Below are 15,679 nucleotides of genomic sequence, written 5' to 3' on the forward strand. Positions count from 1 at the left end.
GGGAGATCTGTGGAGCAACTGCTTTTTAATTTTAAGAATCATATGGATTAAACAGTGAAACATTTCAAATAAGCTTACGGGATGAAGATCAATATTATTCATCAGAAAAATTATTATGAAAGGCAAGAAGCTGTTCTGCAAGGCAATCAAGTGTATTTAATAGAATTTTTCTGTTTTCCGAAGTACAAGCTTGGAATTTTCCAATGAATCTTTGTATTTCCTCATCATCGACAGGAATTTTTGAAGGAAATAGCATATTTGCTGAAATGCCTAATCGCTCAATTATTACAGATAAAGTTTCATAGGTAGTATTTTTTCTGCCTTTTTCAATATCCTGAATAGTTTCTTGGAAGAGAAAACGAAGAACTGGTACTTGGGTACTATGATGATCACTCAAAAGTGATCAACGAAAAATATGTAGGATACACAGGTGTGTACTTTAAGGAATTGGGTAAGGATGGCAGGATTTTACGGTTTCCTAAAGATTGGATGCCTTCCAGAATAAGCTTGGGCAAGTTCGTATTTGGATATTCCGATAAGATAGATATAACACCAATGAAGGTAAAAACGATTTTTGAGAACGGAAAGTTTATCGGGCCATCAATTGCAGAGGAAGAAAAACTTGATTATTAAGGAAAGAAATAGAATGTTGATACATTCCTGACAACAGCAATCTGTGGATATGTTTCTGCAGATAGACGCAAAAGTGGATTTGTTTCCGCATACGGGTGACGTCCATAGTGCTGCCTCGGGACATTCACGCAAGGGCACGACATCAATATCGACGTCTCAACCTATAACATTGGACATGTTTCCTCAAACGTAAAATTTGGATTTTGCCGTCTGACATCAGATGGTCAAACTCCGGCCATCCAGAACATGAAAACATGTCCATGTATCTTTAGATTGTTATCCAGATCAACAAGTTGCAAGGACACCCGATTTGGCTAGTTGGCTATATTATCGGCTTTATTGGTTATTCATATTCTATAGAACCCGCTCTATTTTTTTATCTTCTGGGCATGAGGCTCCCATAATAAGATTGACATTGTTTTTTATGATTACAGATTGTTTCATAATGTTCTTCATAGACCTATAGTCTGCTGATAGCGATTTTTTCGCACTCGAGCACTTCTGGTATTCTAATTGAAGATTTTTCATGGCAGGTATTTGCTTTGCTGAGAGCAAACTGAATGCTTGTTTCGCAGATTGATGAATCAAAATATCCTCTGCGTTTGCCTCGTAAAACCTTCCTGAAAATCCGGACTCTCGATATGCGGTATATATCTCCTTCGTTTTCGCATAGTTAATGATATGCTTCTTCAACTCAGTAATCTCCGCCATTCGTTTTTCAAGATCCTTGATCTGCTGTGACAGCTCGTGATATCGATCCGTCGCAGCTTTTGTTTTTTCAACCAGCGTTTCATAATCGGTAATGTTGTTTTCTGTCAGAAAATTGATGGTCTGGGCCATTTGCTTCAGATTGAAAACCTTCGCCCAGCGTTCGTAACCAGGACCTTTTCCTGCTTGCAGCTTGGCCTGAATGTCCACCAGAAGGTTGATCTTATCTGGATTTTTTCGATATGGAACTTTGGCTTTTGGCGCGTGGACCGTCTTTCCGAGTATCGCTGATCTCAGTTCATCTTCAGAATATCCTTCACCCAGGGATCGTAATCTGGTGAATTTTTGCTGACCACTGGCTTTGAAGGCGAGATGCTGCCCTTGTTTCACTTCATAGCCGGACTCCATCATGAGCTTCAGGAAAGTATCAAAATCTGCTGGCTTTTGCGCCATGACAGCATCGATGATTTGTCTCAGCTTCTCCTGCCAGGATAGCGGTTTTTTGTCGCCCAGCCACTTGCCGTAATGGGAGGGTCCTTGCTTTGGTTTTTCGATGATTGAGAGTCCGTTCTCAAGGCAAAGCTTGTCACTGATTTTCCGGACTGCTTCGCTAGAGCCAAAGAAATTTCTAAATTTCTGTGTATGATCGATAGATGTGGAATTGAAAATGATGTGATTATGGATATGGGCATGATCGGTATGGGTGGCGACAACAAATTGATACTTGCCCTTGGTGAAACTCATGGCCAGCTCAAAACCGATCTCCTGTGCCTTCTCCGGGGTGATCTCACCCGGCTTAAAGGACTGTCGGATCTGATAGAGCACGATGTCACTCTTCTTCTCTTCACCGCGTCCAATGTAGGTTTCATATTCTTTCTTGCAGAGCAGCATCTCTCCGGCGGCGGTTTCCGGTTCGCAGCCATAGGCCTTGACGAGCTGGCCACTGTTGGTTTTTTCTGGATTGATGGCATAGGAAAGGCGTTCATGTACCGTGTGGGCCACAGTCTGGCCTTTGATGACGTGCATGGGAATTAATCTCGTGGTTGCCATAGCGGACACCTCCTTCCAAAAGAAAAAGGCGCAGCAGATTGCTCTACCGCGCCGTCACAGGATTATTCTTTCTTTTCTCAAATAGCTTTCAGAGAATCATTGAATACACCAAGCAACTCAACCAGGAAGGCTGCGATCAGCGGCAGTCCGAAGGGACTGATCAGCCACGCCAAACCCATCAATCTCAGACCTTCTGGGAAATCCTGAAGCAGGACCATAGTTCCCAGCGCAATGGCAAAGCAGACAAAAGCCACGATCCCAAGCACCATGGTGGACAGCTGGCACAGCAGACGGCAGGCTGCAACAAGGATCGTCAAAGCCAGTGTTAACGGGAATAAGAACAGCTTGATGAGAAATCTCATGCTGCACACCTCCATTCAACCAAATTATCTTCTACTCTGAGCGTAGCAAGGAATCCAAATGTCGTCCATGTTGTCGATAAAAAATTTTAGTCTATGGTGGAAAGGCGGGTCATGATCTGATCCGCCTTTTCCCATACACTCTTTAGGCTGCTCTGGATATCCTCAATATCAGCCTCATAGATGCGTCCGGTCTCATGCGCCCGCTTGGCATATTGATTCAGGTTGTTGCTGCTTCTTCGAAGGAGCGATACCAGTTCAGAAATATCGGAGAGGTCCAGCCGGACCACATAGCCGTCAATAGCCATCTTTCTGATGTAGGCCCCCATGTTTTTTGTCCCCAGCTGGCGCATCTTTTCTTCGATCAGCGCTTTTTCACACTCGTTGACCATGATAATAATGGGGATCTGTCGCTTCCTGTTTGCCAAATCATCACCTCCTCGAGTGCCCACCACCTTTCTGCTGTAGATGTTCTTTTTAGTCGTCTCCTTCCTCGTAGTCGGGAACCAGGATCAACTCTCCATATTCCTGATCACTCATGGCCGTCAGCTTCTTCAAGGCACTTTGGATAAGTTCGGAGAGTTCCGCGTCGTCAGGGGCAAGCTCCAGGGCAATTTTTTCAAGTCCTGCCATCAGTCCAGCCCGGGTGCCGGTATCATAAATACACATGAGGTTAAGTTCTTCAATACTGAATCTATCCATCTTCATCTCTCCATTTCTGCAGTTTTGTGAGGCAGCGTTTTGCTGATCTCAGATTTCTCAGAAGACTTTTTCAGCCGCTGCTTTACGGATTCCTTCAGTGGCTTTTTCTCTTCGCGGCTTTCGGCAGGCGCATTGGTCTTTTCCAGATCTTTTGTTGGAACGTTATTGATCAGTCCATCAAATTGATTGTCATTCTGCTCCACCGTATCCTCAATGCTCCGCAAGGGATTGATGGGTTTGATGAACTCCGGCACTTCCTTAAAGCCAATGGCATCCACATAATGAGCGGTGTGCTCGCCGTGTTGCTTCAAGACGATGACATCGCTCATGGATAGGCTATGCCCGGTGAAGTCCTTGGGCCGATCCTCATTGAATTTTTCATAGATACCGTTCAACGTCCCATTAGTGTCGGCAGCCGCCTCAAAATGTCCGGTGTAGGTCAGATCATAATTCTTATAGTCCACAGTCAGACCGAGCTTCTGCAGGTGATGCAGGCTCTCAAATTGATGGTTTCGCAGATTCTCGTCGTTTCTCAGTTGATAGATGGCATAGGTGTCATCTGGACCTATGAGGAATTCCACCTCCTGCAGGCGAGGAGATGGATTATCATCAGTCCCCGTCTTTTCGTTTTGCTTTTCTATGTCTGCTGCAGAAATCCCGCGCTCCTTGGTGATTTCTGCAAAATGGCGATCGATGTCATCGATTAGCTCTGCTGAGGTCTTGCTGATAGTCTCCAGGGAAGCCTTCAGCTCGGGCAGATCCTTGTCCTTGCTCCAGGCAGCGATGTAGCCAAAGCTGTTCTCGTCTGTGGCGATGCCATAATAGGCACATACCGCAAAGGAGACACTTTCTGCCTCGACTTCTTCAGTTCTCCGATCTTTAGGCTTTTCCGGTGCTTTGCCAGCTTCTCCACGATCTTGCGCCTGGTCAGGCTGTAGATTATGAAGCTTGGCGTGGGCGATCTCATGGATGGCCGCAGAGACCGTCTGGATCTCACTCATGTCATCCCGAATGGCGATTTTTTGTCTGCCCTGGCTGAAATAGCCGTCGGTGCTAGCGGGCATCACTTCAAAGGATATGGGAACGGGGGAGGATCGCTTCAGAGCCTCCATGAAAATATCATATTGCTTGACGTCGCCGGTCAGGGTACTTGCCAGCTGGGGAAGGGGCTTCCCGTCCGTCTGGGAGACATCAAAGACAGAGACGACCCGAAACCGGGGGATCTTGATCTCCACTTCTTCGGTGAGAGTCTTGCCAGTGACATCCCGCAGGGGTTTCTGCGTCACAGGATCTAGCTTATCAACTTCTTTTTTGGTTTTGACAGGGGCTGGGGCAATGATGCGGATGCCTTTTTCACCTTTCAGGACATTGCGCTGGAACTGATCCTGCCAGCGGTTGTATCCGGCCACCAGTGTGGCATCCGGCTTTTGCATGGCGATGAGGATCGTGTTGTTCAGGGAATAATGATGAAACCTCGACATGGTGCGCAGGTAGTCCTGGTATTTATCGCCGCTGAAAAAATCACGGATGCCTTGTTCCAGCTTGTCCGTGATTTCCTTGAGGCCATCCTTGATGTTTTTTTCGGGTGCCACCTGAGCTGAGGATTCCCTGACCGCTTCCTTTTGGCCGTAAGCAGCTGGCGCTTCCAGTACGCCGTGGGCCTGGAAGGAGTAGTGATCCTGCTGATTAATCCCATTGATAATCAGATGGTCCAGCACCTGGATGCCCAGAAGATTGCCGGTTTCCTTCAGCCTTTTCGTCACGGTGAGATCTTCAGAGCTTGGCGTCAGATCGCCGGATGGGTGATTGTGACAAAGGATCACCGCATTAGCCTTATTGACGATGGCATTTCGGAAGACTTCCCTGGGGTGGACGATGGAGCTGTTGATGGTCCCCAGTGATACGACCTCATGATCGATGACACGGTTCTTGGTATTGAGGAAGGCCACAACAAAGGCTTCCTTGTCATGGACCTGATCCATCACCGAGCGAAAAAAGTTCGCTGCCGTATCCGGTGAATTAATGACCGGGTTTTTCGTGTTGATACCGCTGCTCATGCGGTAAAGATCCAGAAAGGCCTGGACATAGCGAAGCTCATCCGTGTTATTCATCGCTATCCACCTCCAGCTCGGCCATCATCTCAACTAAGAGAAACAGATCTCCCAGTTTGTCAGCTTCTTCCGGTGTTGATACATATTCTTCCGGATTCTCCCAGAGCTCCAGCAGATTATCTGTGCTCACCTCAATACCGAGGAGAGCCTTGATCCGATCTTTGACATTCATGATTTTTCCATCCTTTCTTTAGATTTTGTCGATGTTTTGTCCTTATCCTTGGTTTCACCAGACGTGAAATCCAGCCTGAAATTGACGTACTTGCCGCCAGTATCCTCCATGATGATCCAGGCATCGTAGGCCTTATGAGTCTTGGGGGAATAAAGGTTTTTCATCAGGATGCTGCCTTCCTGAAGAAGAGAAGCAGCCACCTCCCGTGTCAGTGCTTTTTTCTTGTCCTTGAAGAAACGGTTATCCTTCCACAGAGCGAATGTACAGGTCTTGTTCTGGCAGAAAAAGCGACGTTCCCCTTCCAACACCTGATCCTGGCAGCGGGGGCAGGGTCCAATGCTTTCCGGATTCAAGGCCAGCTCGCCGGGGGGTTCAGAGACCGCCCGATAGGTTCTGACCAGGTCCTTCAGGTGCTGAGAGATCTCCGCCATGAAGAGCTCAGGAGAGAGCTGTCCCTTTTCGATGTGCTTCAGCTTATCTTCCCATTCCGCCGTCATCTGGGGTGATTTGATCTGCTCCGGCAGGATCGTGGCCAAAGCAACTCCCTTATGAGTAGGCTGCAGGGTCTTGAGCTTTTTGTCGCCTCGGCGCTCCACCAGCTCAGTCTTGATCAGCTTTTCCAGGATGCCTGCCCGTGTGGCCGGAGTCCCCAGACCTTTTCGCTCAGCATCCTCAGGCAGATCCTCCAGGCCAGCATTTTCCATGGCAGAGAGCAGCGTATCCTCGGTAAACAGCTTGGGCGGGGTGGTTTTTCCCTCCTCCAGCCGGACGGAGACCGAATCAAAGCGCTGGTCCTTTTCCAGTCTGGGCAGCGGGGTTTCTGCTTTCTTTTCCGTTTTTCGAATGGCTAGCGTGTTGCGATAATACTCCTCCACAGACTTCCAGCCGGGTTGCAGGATGGTTTTTCCCTTGGAAGTGAAGCGTTGATCACAGCAGTCCAGAATGACCGTCGTTTCCGAATAGCGATGAGCTTCTCCAGTGGCTGTGATGAGGCGTATGGCCAGAAGCTTTAAGAGCTCCTGCTCGCCCTTGGGCAGACGCTCCAGGATATTTTCCTTCAGAGCATGGGTCGGGATGATGGCGTGATGGTCGCTGACCTTGGAATCATCCAGCAGCAGCTTTAGATCCGTCGAATATCCCTTCGTCACATTCTCCGGCAAAAGAGAAAGCGCTGACTGAAGGACGCCTGCAGTGGACTGCGCCATGTCAGTCGTCAGATAGCGGCTGTCGGTTCGGGGATAAGTGATGAGCTTCTTCTCATAGAGGCTTTGGGCATAATCCAGCGTTTGCTGGGCGGTATACCCAAGAAGCCGGTTGGCTTCCCGCTGCAGGGTGGTCAGGTCATAAAGCTTGGGCGGTTTTTCCGTCTTCTCCTGGGTTCTTACTTCAGTGACTGTGGCGGACTTTCCCTGGCATTTATTGAGGAGTTTTTCAGCCTCAGCCTTGATCTTCAGCTTTTCACCGGCAGCTTCAAAGCCGGGGAGCTTCAGCACCACGGTGTAGAAAGGCTCGGACCTGAAATCCTGAATGGCGGACCAGCGGTCCACGATCATGGACAGCGTAGGAGACATGACGCGTCCAACATTAAGGGTCTGACGATACAAAACGGAAAAGAGTCTCGTTGCATTGATTCCGACCAGCCAATCCGCCTGTGCCCGGCAGAGGGCAGATTGATAGAGCGGATCGTATTCCTGGCTGGGCTTAAGTTTCCTGAAGCCTTCGCTGATGGCCTGGTCCTCCATGGAACTGATCCAAAGGCGCTTCACCGGTTTCTGACATCCCGCCTGGCGATAGACCAGACGGAAGATCAGTTCCCCTTCACGTCCGGCATCCGTAGCGCAGACGATCTCCGTCACTCGAGCTTCACTCATCAGGCTTTTCAGGATATTAAATTGTTTTTTCTTGTCCTTGGGCACCTGGTATTTCCAGAGCTCTGGAAGGATCGGGAGATCCTCGAAGCGCCATTTGACATAGCGCTCGTCGTAGACATCCGCCGGAGAGAGCTCCACAAGATGTCCAACACACCAGGAAACCAGGACATCTGTTCCTTCCATATAGCCGTCCTTTCGGCTGTTTGCCCCCAGCACTGCGGCAATGGACTGCGCCACGCTGGGTTTTTCTGCGATCACCAGTCTCATTTGTCCACCTTCCTTTTCTTTTTGGGGAGGATCAGCTCACGGTAGCAGACACCGGTGCAGCAGTTGCCCTGAAGATAGCTGCTGTTATGGCAGGGATGGGTCTTGGGCAGGACAGAAGATAGCTTCTCCTGCTGCTGCCTGGGCTTTTGCTTCATCAGTCGTTCAAAGGGACTGTCCGTAAAATTCGTCATTCGTCATCACGCTCCGACTCAGAACTTTCCTGATCCTCTTCAACCAGCAGTTTTTCTTCAAAGTCGTCATCATCAAAGCTGTACTCATCCAGATTGGTGCTTCCCTTGATGCTTGGCTTGGGCTTTCTCAGCTTGAAGTACCACAGTCCGGTACCGCCCAAAATGACCAGGAGGACCATGAGGATCGGTACAGGATTCATGCTTTTTGCAGGTAAGGGTTCTTCCACTTCCGTTTCTGGCTCCGGTGTAGGTTCGGGTTCCGGCTCAGGAACGGTTGGGACCGCACCTTCTCCCGGCAGGGGCTCCAGGTTACCGTCTTCCTCCATCAGGGCTCTGAGGTCTGCTTCATCCACCAGGTTCAGGAAGTAGACGTTATTTTCTTTACCGCCCCGGTCGATGATCAGATAGAAGGTGTTGCCCGCTTTGGTCTTGACCGTAATGAACTGCTTGTCCTCGGTCTGTTCACCTTCCAGGTCATCCACAATGGTCAGATTGCCTTCCGGAGTCAGAGGCACAGCCGCTTCTGGTTCCGTTTCTTTGACGGGCTCCGAGGCTGCGGGCTCGACAGTCGGCACCACAGCTTCCTCTATCGGATCAGAGCTTGCCGTGATCGCCTTGGATTCATCGGTCTTGGCATAAGCCGGGACCGAGAAGACGGAAAGGCAAAGCAGCATAGCAAACAGCATGGCCGAAGCACGAGGCCATTTCTTACTCATTTTCATTGACGTAATCCTCCTGTGTTTTGAAATAATCGGGCGCTCCGCCTGTTTCGCGAAACGCCCTGATGAATGCAGCCAGCTCTTCCGGAGTTGCTGAGACACTGCGGACCATTTCCACGATCTCGGTCTTCTCCAGCTCGTCCTTTTGTGCCTTTAGCTCGATGAGTCTGGCCTCAAGGCTTTTGATTCGGTGAGTGATCTTATCGATCTCCTCCGTCAGTTTTTGGATCTTTGGATTCATGGGTTACCTCCTTGGCAAACGCCCAAAGGCGTAAAAATGGGATTGGAAATACGAGGTGTTCATGGAGGCATATTGGATGGGATTTCCGGCGTGGATCATCATGCCGTCGCCCACGTAGATGGCCACATGGGAAACCGGACCGATACTGTCGTAGGTGCCGGTAAAGAACACGATGTCGCCTAGCCTGGCCTCCGAGGGTGGGATGATGGCACACTGGTCAAAGATGCCCTGGGCAGTGGTCCTTGATAATGGATAGACGCCCGAATTTTTGAACACCCAGCAGACAAAGCCTGAGCAGTCAAAGGATGTCGATGGCGTGGAGCCTCCCCAAACATAGGGATAGCCCAGATACTTTTCCGCTTCCTTGATGAGGGCCGCGAAGGTTGGATCTGACAGCGCTTCCGGCGGGATGTCGTAGTCGGTATATGCGCCGTTGGTGGCGCCGACGGCTGGCGGGGTGTAGGGGTCAGTCCCCTCGATGAAGAAATAGGGATTGAGATACTGGCCATTTAACGTCAGTTCCAGGTGCAGATGGCTGCCGGTGCTGGCACCGGTGCTTCCGGCCTTGGCGATAGCCTGTCCCCGCAGGACGCTCTGTCCTTCTGTTACCAGAATGCTGGAGCAGTGGGCATAGGTGCTGCGGTAGCTGTCCTTGTCCGCAATGACCACATAGTTGCCATAGCCGCTGGCATCGTAGCCGACTCGGACCACTTCGCCGTCATGGATGGACTGGATCGGTGTGCCCAAAGCTACGCCCAGATCGAGCCCACGGTGGATCTGCAGCCGATCCGTGATGGGATGGACCCGCCAGCCGTAAAGACTGGTGACATGGCTTTGCCAATTGAAGGTAAAGGGATTGCCGAAATACTGCTTGTTGCCTTTGGTATCCATGTACACGAGATACATTTCCCGCTGGTCGGCGCTCATGCGGGGATAGACCACGGAGTACAGGGACTGGCTGCTCAGGTTGATGTTCAGGATGTAAAAGCTATATGGGACCTCCACTTCATAGCTTTCGTGGATGGTCTGGATCTCACCGGTTTCGGGATCGGTCACGGTATAGGTCCGGTAACGGGTTTCTGTGCGGTACCGCACTTCGACGGTCTCCGTGATGCTCAAGTTGTACATGGAAGAAAAGAGAGATCGCAGCTCAGCCTCGACCTCCGCGTAGGTAAAATCTTCGAATTTTGCCGTCAGGTAGGCCATCAGCTCATGAGGATCATGGCCGATGGGATCAACGGTGTAGCGGTATTCATCAAAGCCGGGATAATCCCGTTCGATGTTGAGCAGGTCATACTGCAGCTCTGCCTCCAGCCTGGTGTACTCCAGATCGGCGGCAGTGATGTCCTCGTCGGATGCGGTGTAGGAAGTCGTGAGAAAGGCGTTGAGCCCGCCTACGGCCATCTGGGAGCAGCTGGCAAAGGTATTTAAAATCAGCATGACAACAAAGTAGATGCCGATAATCCCCAGAAAAACTTTGCAGTGCCGGGCAACGAAAGCGGCAGACTTCTCCAGCGCCTCCTTCGCTTTTTTCGCGGTCTTTACAGTGGTTTGAGCCGTCTTTTGAACGGATTCCACACCTTTTCCGGCTTTGGCCGCAGCGTATTCCTTCTTGATGGCCTGCCTTTGCTGCCACCGGGATATGGGATTGATGGAGAAAAGCGGCTGCTCCCTGGCTGCCTGTTTTTGAAGCAGGCTGATGTTGGCCTGGTCCAGCTTATTCTCCGCCTTCAGGGATTTTCGCTCCGCTTTCAGTGCATGAGAACGGTGAGCATTCTGCGCAGTCCGGACGGTGCCTTCAGCGGTTCCTTCCAGGCGGTGGGCAGCTTCCACGCCGACATTGTCATCTTCGGATCTGGCAATCTGTCGGTGGACCTCCGCAGCAGGCAGGGCGCTCGCAGCAGACTTCAAAGTTGAGGGTGTTTTCTTCACCTGAAGCTCTTCAAACTGCAGCTTCACAGGCTTTTTCATGGGGCTAAAGGAAACCCTCGTCTCGTGAGTTCCCAGCGATTCTGCCTTGCCCTTTTTTGCAGCCTTCTCCAGCTTGGACGCAGCCTTGTCTGCCTTCTGAGAGGCTTTTTGAAGCTCCGGGTTGCTGCGTTCCTCCTCTGTGAACTGAAGCCGGGTGACGGTGCGTTTGGCTTTCTTAGCGCTCATCTCACACCCCCTTGACCTCAGCTGGCTTCGTCGTCATGATGCGGTAAAGCTCTGTATCCTTGGGGAAACGGTCTGCAAAGGGCAGGATCACATTTCCGTAGAACAACAGGCCTTCACCTTCACCGGAATGGGTGACATAGGATAGCTGATGGGGAGAGATATTGAGCTGCTTGGCCAGGATCTGGCGGTCCCCGCCTGCCTGGTTCAGCATGTAGACGAAGTCGCTGTTTTCGAAGATATTCTCGATTTCCCGGGAGGAAAGCAGGTCTTTGACGTTCTGGGTGATGCCCGTCGGAATGCCGCCCCACTTTCTGAATCGCTTCCAGATCTCCACGGAGTAGGCGGCAGTCTGTTCCTCCTTAAGCAGCAGATGGAATTCATCAATGTAGTAGCGGGTGCTTCGGCCTTCCGCCCGGTTGGCGGTTACGCGACCCCAGACCTGGTCCTGGACGATGAGCATGCCCAGCTTCTTCAGCTGCTTGCCCAGTTCCTTGATGTCAAAGCAAACCAGGCGGTTCTGGATATTCACGTTGGTCCGGTGGTTGAAGACGTTGAGCGAGCCGCTGACATAGATCTCCAGCGCCGTCGCAATGAGTCTGGCTTCCTTTTCCGGCTGATCCAGAAGGATTCGGTGCAGATCTCCCAGGATAGGGACATTCTCCGGCTTGGGCTCATTGAGATAAGCCTGATACACCATGCGAACACAACGGTCGATGACGGTCTTTTCGATGGGCTGAAGGCCCTCTCTGCCGCCAACGATGAGCTCACACAGGGAGAGAATGAAGTCGGATTTCAGGGACAGCGGGCTCTCATCCTCGGAGTAGTTCAGATTGATGTCCATGGGATTAATGTAGTGACCACTGGTGGGCGAGATCTTGATGACCTGGCCCTGCAGACGCTCCACTAGAGGGTAATACTCGCCCTCAGGATCGCAGATGGTGATGTCGTCCTGGGTGATGAGAAAGGCATTGGCAATTTCTCTCTTGGCAGAGAAGGACTTGCCACTGCCAGGGGTGCCCAAGATCAGGCCGTTTGGATTCTTCAGAGCCTTCCGGTCCACCATGATCAGGTTGTTGGAGAGTGCATTGAGGCCGTAATAGAGGGGCTCGCCTTCGCGCTGGAACAGTTCCTGGGTGGTGAAAGGCACGAAGATGGCCGTGCTGGATGTGGTCAAGCCTCGCTGGATCTCGATCTGATTATGGCCTAGAGGCAGGGATGAATTGAGACCGGATTCCTGCTGGAAGTCCAGCCGGACCAGCTGACAGTTGTATTTCTGGGCGATGCCTTGAGCCTGAAAGATGTTGTTGTCCAGCGTCTGTTTGCCATCGGCGGTGTTCATGATCAGAAAGGTCACAAGAAACATGCGCTCATTGTGGCTCTGCAGATCCTGCAGCAGCTTCTTGGCTTCGCCGCCATAGGTGGCCAGATCTGACGGGATGATGTCCATGTCGTAGCCGGACCGGACGGCCTTCTTCTGTTCTTCGATCTTCATCCGATCCAGATCGGTGATTTTGCGCTTGATGGTCTTGATGGCCGAGGTCTGATCGATGGACTGGATATGGAGGGTAACCACCAGACTGTTGTCCATGGACAGAAAATCCGCCAGCATCCGGTCGTTGAGCTCAGGCGCCAGGATCTGCAGGAAGGAAACAGAGCAATGCTTTCTACCCATCCGAAAGTTCCTGCTCTCAGTAAAATCAAAGGATGAAGGCGCAATGTAATCTTTGGTGGAAAGGCCTGATAATGGCAGCCAGTCCCAGTCAAAGAGAAAGCGCTCCTGACCGTCCAGATGGTAGATGCTGTGCAGGAGCTTCAGGCGGTCTTTGCCGCTCAAAGGATCTGCTGCGACGCCAAGACGCTTGAAGCTGTTCAGGAGATCATTCTCGATGCGCTCCAGCCTGGGCTTAGCGGTTCTGAGATTCTCCGCTTCGATGCCAAAGGTGATGAACTTGGTCTTTGACAGGCCGTTGTTGCCTTTGGCCAGCTGACCCCGGAGCATATTGGCATACTCTTCGCGGATGTCATCAAAGTCATCGTTCTGGTTCGGGATCAGTATGGACTGCTTGAATTCCTCGATGCTGGCACTCAGATTCAGAAAAGAAAACTGGAAGCGGATGGAGCTGTCAAAGTAGTTGAGAAAATCACACCAGCCGTCAAAAATGGCCGTCTTGTCCTCGTTCTGCGCCAGCTGGTAATTAATGTCCTGAAACTGAATGGTCTTGGTATATAAGGCATCCGTTGCCTGGCAGATGCCGTCGGGATACATGCGCAGGTAAGGGATCGTCTGCTGGGCCGTTGCCGGAACCTTGCTGTCACGCTTGGACCGGGCAATGGCGCTTTCAATGCGATTTCTTTCCTCGCGGCTGAGCTTTCTTTGGATGGTTTTCTTGGTGGACAATCGCTTTTACCTCCTTGTCCAGATTGGTTTGCCGCTCTACGGCGGCATAGAAGTTGTCGGTCTGGTAGGGCCGCTTCTTCGGTCGGATGAATCGGCTCTGAATGAGCTGATAGATGATCTTTTCAAGAGGCTGGCCATTTCGTTCATACATGGCCAGCAGGAAAAACGGCAGCATGGACAGCACCATGAGCAGCGCTGCCGTGCTGACACTCATGTGGGGCTTGGCAAGAAAAAACAGCGGGACGCCCAGTAGAGCACCGCTGCCAAATGAAATCAGTTGTCGCTTGGTGAGATTGAGCATCACCTTCGTCTTGATCTTGGTCAGATCCTTGGGTACAGGGACATAGGCCACAGGCTTTCCTCCTTTCGCTTAATGGGCATTAAAGATGGATTTGGTGAGGATACACTTCTATCGAGTGATTTGGATTCGAGAAAAACTGCTCACGATGAGCAATGCGCTAATGATATAATTGATTTGATATCAATGAATTTTTCCGAGATTTTTATGCTGATATTTAAAATATGGTTGGGAGGTGCGACATTGAGAAAAAAGACAGCATTCATAGGTGGTTTAGCTATCTTGGTTTTAATTTCAGCTTTTTATGTTTCTCGAGAGGGCCGGGTCATTGGTGAGATTACTGGCGCAGAGTGGGATGTCCTCACAATCGGAGAGACTGAATATCGGCAGATCAATGGCTTGGACTTTACAATTGCTGATAAGGGTAAGTATTTAGGCAAGGCAAAGTACAATGAATCAGCCGTTCGTCTCTATTCAGTAAAGGGCGATACTGAGGACAAGTACATCTATGCCTTTTGGGACTGGGAAGGATTTTTCTACGTTCTCAATGAGTAAATCCCACAAAATTCTTGGCCAGGCGTCCAAATGAAACTATAAAAGCATTGCGGTCAAAGTATCTTGACCGTATTTTCATGTGCGCATTTTCAAATAAGATTATCAGCTTCCCTCCTTTCGCTTAATGGGCATTGAAGATGGACTTGGCAAGACTTCCAGTCTTGAACAGGGTGAAGCAGAGAAGAACCGTATATCCCAATGTGGTCCAGACAGCCTTAATGATGTCGGTTTCCGTGGCTATGTTCTGCACCAGGACGGCATAGATACCGACGCAGACCATGATGAGAAAGGCCTGGAATGCCAGGGCCAAAAGGGAGCGAAGATAATTCTGTCCCATACCGCCCCATTCCCGGTTGACCATGGTGGCCATGGGGATTGGCCCCACAGACGTGACCAGATAGATCTCGATCATGCGGCCATAGATGACCAGGAAGATACAGATACTCAGGGCTTGCATGGTAAAGCCGATAAACAGACTCTGAAACCAGAGTCCAAAGAGCGGACCCAGTTCCATGGCGGTCAGCCTTGTCTGAAGGTCTGCCACTGTAGTGGCCAGATCCACCGAGGCGTCCGCTGATATGACGCCTGAAGCGCTGTTGACTACCGACTGCGCCATATCGAAGATGCCCATGACGATATCAAAGGTATGGGTGACCAGAAGAACAGCTACAAAGGTTTTGAAGATCCATTTGAAGAAGATCCATGTGTCTATGTCATGAAGATTATTCCGGTCTATGACCATTTGGATGAGCTCGTAGGTCATCACAAAGGCGAGGATCACACCCGCGATGGGGATGATGACGCTTTCGGAGAGGCTGCGGATCATGGAAAAGACACCGGAATTCCATGCCGCCGGCGTCAATCCCACTTGACCTGCGATTTCGCCAACCTGCTGGTTGACGTTATCAAACATCCCCGACAAATTTGTGATGATGCCTTCGACCAGCATCGTTTTCAGCCATTCGGTGATTTTGTCGAGTATGCTTTCCATCGCTTTCTACCCGATTAACCGAAGAGACCGGAAAGCAGCGGCACCAGTACGATGCCGATTAGAGCAACACCGCCGCCCGCCATGAGCTGCTTCATGCCCTGGGACTTGGCACCGGGGTTGTCGTTGCCGTAGCCTTCGAGAAGGTTGATGACGCCCCAGATGGCAAGGCCTGCACCGAGAGCGACGACGAGAGTTTGAAGTACATCTACTGCACTGTTAAAGAATTCCATTGATTGACCTCCATTATTTTAGATTT

General features: G+C 50.6%; 18 protein-coding genes. 2 read left to right on the top strand and 16 right to left on the bottom strand.

Going from position 1 to position 15,679, the window contains the following annotated elements; translation table 11 throughout:
• Positions 1 to 94 precede the first annotated feature (94 nt).
• The gene (locus tag KCX82_RS09680) at positions 95 to 397 is read right to left on the bottom strand and encodes a helix-turn-helix domain-containing protein (RefSeq protein WP_227018258.1); all 303 of its coding nucleotides are present in this window, start codon (positions 395 to 397) and stop codon (positions 95 to 97) included.
• Positions 398 to 399: 2 nt separating this feature from the next.
• Here KCX82_RS09680 and KCX82_RS09685 point away from each other — a divergent pair, with 2 nt between their 5' ends.
• Complete coding sequence (locus KCX82_RS09685) at positions 400 to 633, top strand: hypothetical protein (protein WP_227018259.1); 234 nt, start codon at positions 400 to 402, stop codon at positions 631 to 633.
• 354 nt (positions 634 to 987) lie between these two features.
• On the opposite strand, the gene KCX82_RS09690 is transcribed toward KCX82_RS09685, so the two are convergent.
• The 13 genes from KCX82_RS09690 to KCX82_RS09750 form a co-directional block, all read right to left on the bottom strand.
• Positions 988 to 2,391 carry a relaxase/mobilization nuclease domain-containing protein gene (locus KCX82_RS09690; protein WP_227018260.1) on the bottom strand — a complete coding sequence of 468 codons (1,404 nt, stop codon included), beginning with the start codon at positions 2,389 to 2,391 and terminating at the stop codon, positions 988 to 990.
• Between the two features lie 77 nt (positions 2,392 to 2,468).
• Entirely contained in the window at positions 2,469 to 2,753 is a 285-nt protein-coding gene (locus tag KCX82_RS09695) for a CD1845 family protein (RefSeq protein WP_227018261.1), read from the bottom strand.
• 86 nt (positions 2,754 to 2,839) lie between these two features.
• Positions 2,840 to 3,178, bottom strand: coding sequence for a plasmid mobilization protein (locus KCX82_RS09700; protein ID WP_405127686.1), 339 nt, complete (start codon positions 3,176 to 3,178; stop codon positions 2,840 to 2,842).
• Positions 3,179 to 3,227: 49 nt separating this feature from the next.
• The gene (locus KCX82_RS09705) at positions 3,228 to 3,452 is read right to left on the bottom strand and encodes a transposon-transfer assisting family protein (RefSeq protein ID WP_227018262.1); all 225 of its coding nucleotides are present in this window, start codon (positions 3,450 to 3,452) and stop codon (positions 3,228 to 3,230) included.
• Between the two features lie 2 nt (positions 3,453 to 3,454).
• A complete protein-coding gene (gene radC / locus KCX82_RS23360) occupies positions 3,455 to 5,563 on the bottom strand; it encodes a RadC family protein (protein ID WP_227018263.1) in 2,109 nt (702 codons plus the stop codon).
• Complete coding sequence (locus KCX82_RS09715) at positions 5,556 to 5,735, bottom strand: hypothetical protein (RefSeq protein WP_227018264.1); 180 nt, start codon at positions 5,733 to 5,735, stop codon at positions 5,556 to 5,558. Before KCX82_RS09715 ends, radC begins: the two co-directional genes overlap by 8 nt.
• A complete protein-coding gene (locus tag KCX82_RS09720; RefSeq protein ID WP_227018265.1) occupies positions 5,732 to 7,873 on the bottom strand; it encodes a DNA topoisomerase 3 in 2,142 nt (713 codons plus the stop codon). The genes KCX82_RS09715 and KCX82_RS09720 overlap by 4 nt, the downstream gene beginning before the upstream one ends.
• Complete coding sequence (locus tag KCX82_RS09725) at positions 7,870 to 8,064, bottom strand: hypothetical protein (RefSeq protein ID WP_227018266.1); 195 nt, start codon at positions 8,062 to 8,064, stop codon at positions 7,870 to 7,872. The genes KCX82_RS09720 and KCX82_RS09725 overlap by 4 nt, the downstream gene beginning before the upstream one ends.
• On the bottom strand, positions 8,061 to 8,786 hold the full coding sequence (locus KCX82_RS09730) for a DUF4366 domain-containing protein (RefSeq protein ID WP_227018267.1): 726 nt from the start codon (positions 8,784 to 8,786) through the stop codon (positions 8,061 to 8,063). The genes KCX82_RS09725 and KCX82_RS09730 overlap by 4 nt, the downstream gene beginning before the upstream one ends.
• Positions 8,773 to 9,024 (bottom strand): DUF4315 family protein, encoded by a 252-nt coding sequence (locus KCX82_RS09735; RefSeq protein WP_227018268.1) that lies wholly within the window; start codon positions 9,022 to 9,024, stop codon positions 8,773 to 8,775. Before KCX82_RS09735 ends, KCX82_RS09730 begins: the two co-directional genes overlap by 14 nt.
• A 3-nt stretch (positions 9,025 to 9,027) precedes the next feature.
• Positions 9,028 to 11,181 carry a CD1108 family mobile element protein gene (locus KCX82_RS09740; RefSeq protein WP_227018269.1) on the bottom strand — a complete coding sequence of 718 codons (2,154 nt, stop codon included), beginning with the start codon at positions 11,179 to 11,181 and terminating at the stop codon, positions 9,028 to 9,030.
• A gap of 1 nt (position 11,182) precedes the next feature.
• A complete protein-coding gene (locus KCX82_RS09745) occupies positions 11,183 to 13,579 on the bottom strand; it encodes a VirB4-like conjugal transfer ATPase, CD1110 family (RefSeq protein ID WP_227018270.1) in 2,397 nt (798 codons plus the stop codon).
• Positions 13,521 to 13,931 (bottom strand): PrgI family protein, encoded by a 411-nt coding sequence (locus tag KCX82_RS09750; protein ID WP_227018271.1) that lies wholly within the window; start codon positions 13,929 to 13,931, stop codon positions 13,521 to 13,523. Before KCX82_RS09750 ends, KCX82_RS09745 begins: the two co-directional genes overlap by 59 nt.
• Positions 13,932 to 13,952: 21 nt before the next feature.
• Here KCX82_RS09750 and KCX82_RS09755 point away from each other — a divergent pair, with 21 nt between their 5' ends.
• Complete coding sequence (locus KCX82_RS09755; RefSeq protein WP_227018272.1) at positions 13,953 to 14,432, top strand: hypothetical protein; 480 nt, start codon at positions 13,953 to 13,955, stop codon at positions 14,430 to 14,432.
• Positions 14,433 to 14,553: 121 nt separating this feature from the next.
• Here the strand turns inward: KCX82_RS09755 and KCX82_RS09760 are convergent, their stop codons facing one another.
• The gene (locus KCX82_RS09760; RefSeq protein ID WP_227018273.1) at positions 14,554 to 15,423 is read right to left on the bottom strand and encodes a VirB6/TrbL-like conjugal transfer protein, CD1112 family; all 870 of its coding nucleotides are present in this window, start codon (positions 15,421 to 15,423) and stop codon (positions 14,554 to 14,556) included.
• Between the two features lie 14 nt (positions 15,424 to 15,437).
• Positions 15,438 to 15,653, bottom strand: coding sequence for a Maff2 family mobile element protein (locus tag KCX82_RS09765; protein ID WP_084234496.1), 216 nt, complete (start codon positions 15,651 to 15,653; stop codon positions 15,438 to 15,440).
• Positions 15,654 to 15,679 lie beyond the last annotated feature (26 nt).

Source organism: Sinanaerobacter chloroacetimidivorans, assembly GCF_018128545.1.
Lineage (GTDB): Bacteria > Bacillota > Clostridia > Peptostreptococcales > Anaerovoracaceae > Sinanaerobacter > Sinanaerobacter chloroacetimidivorans.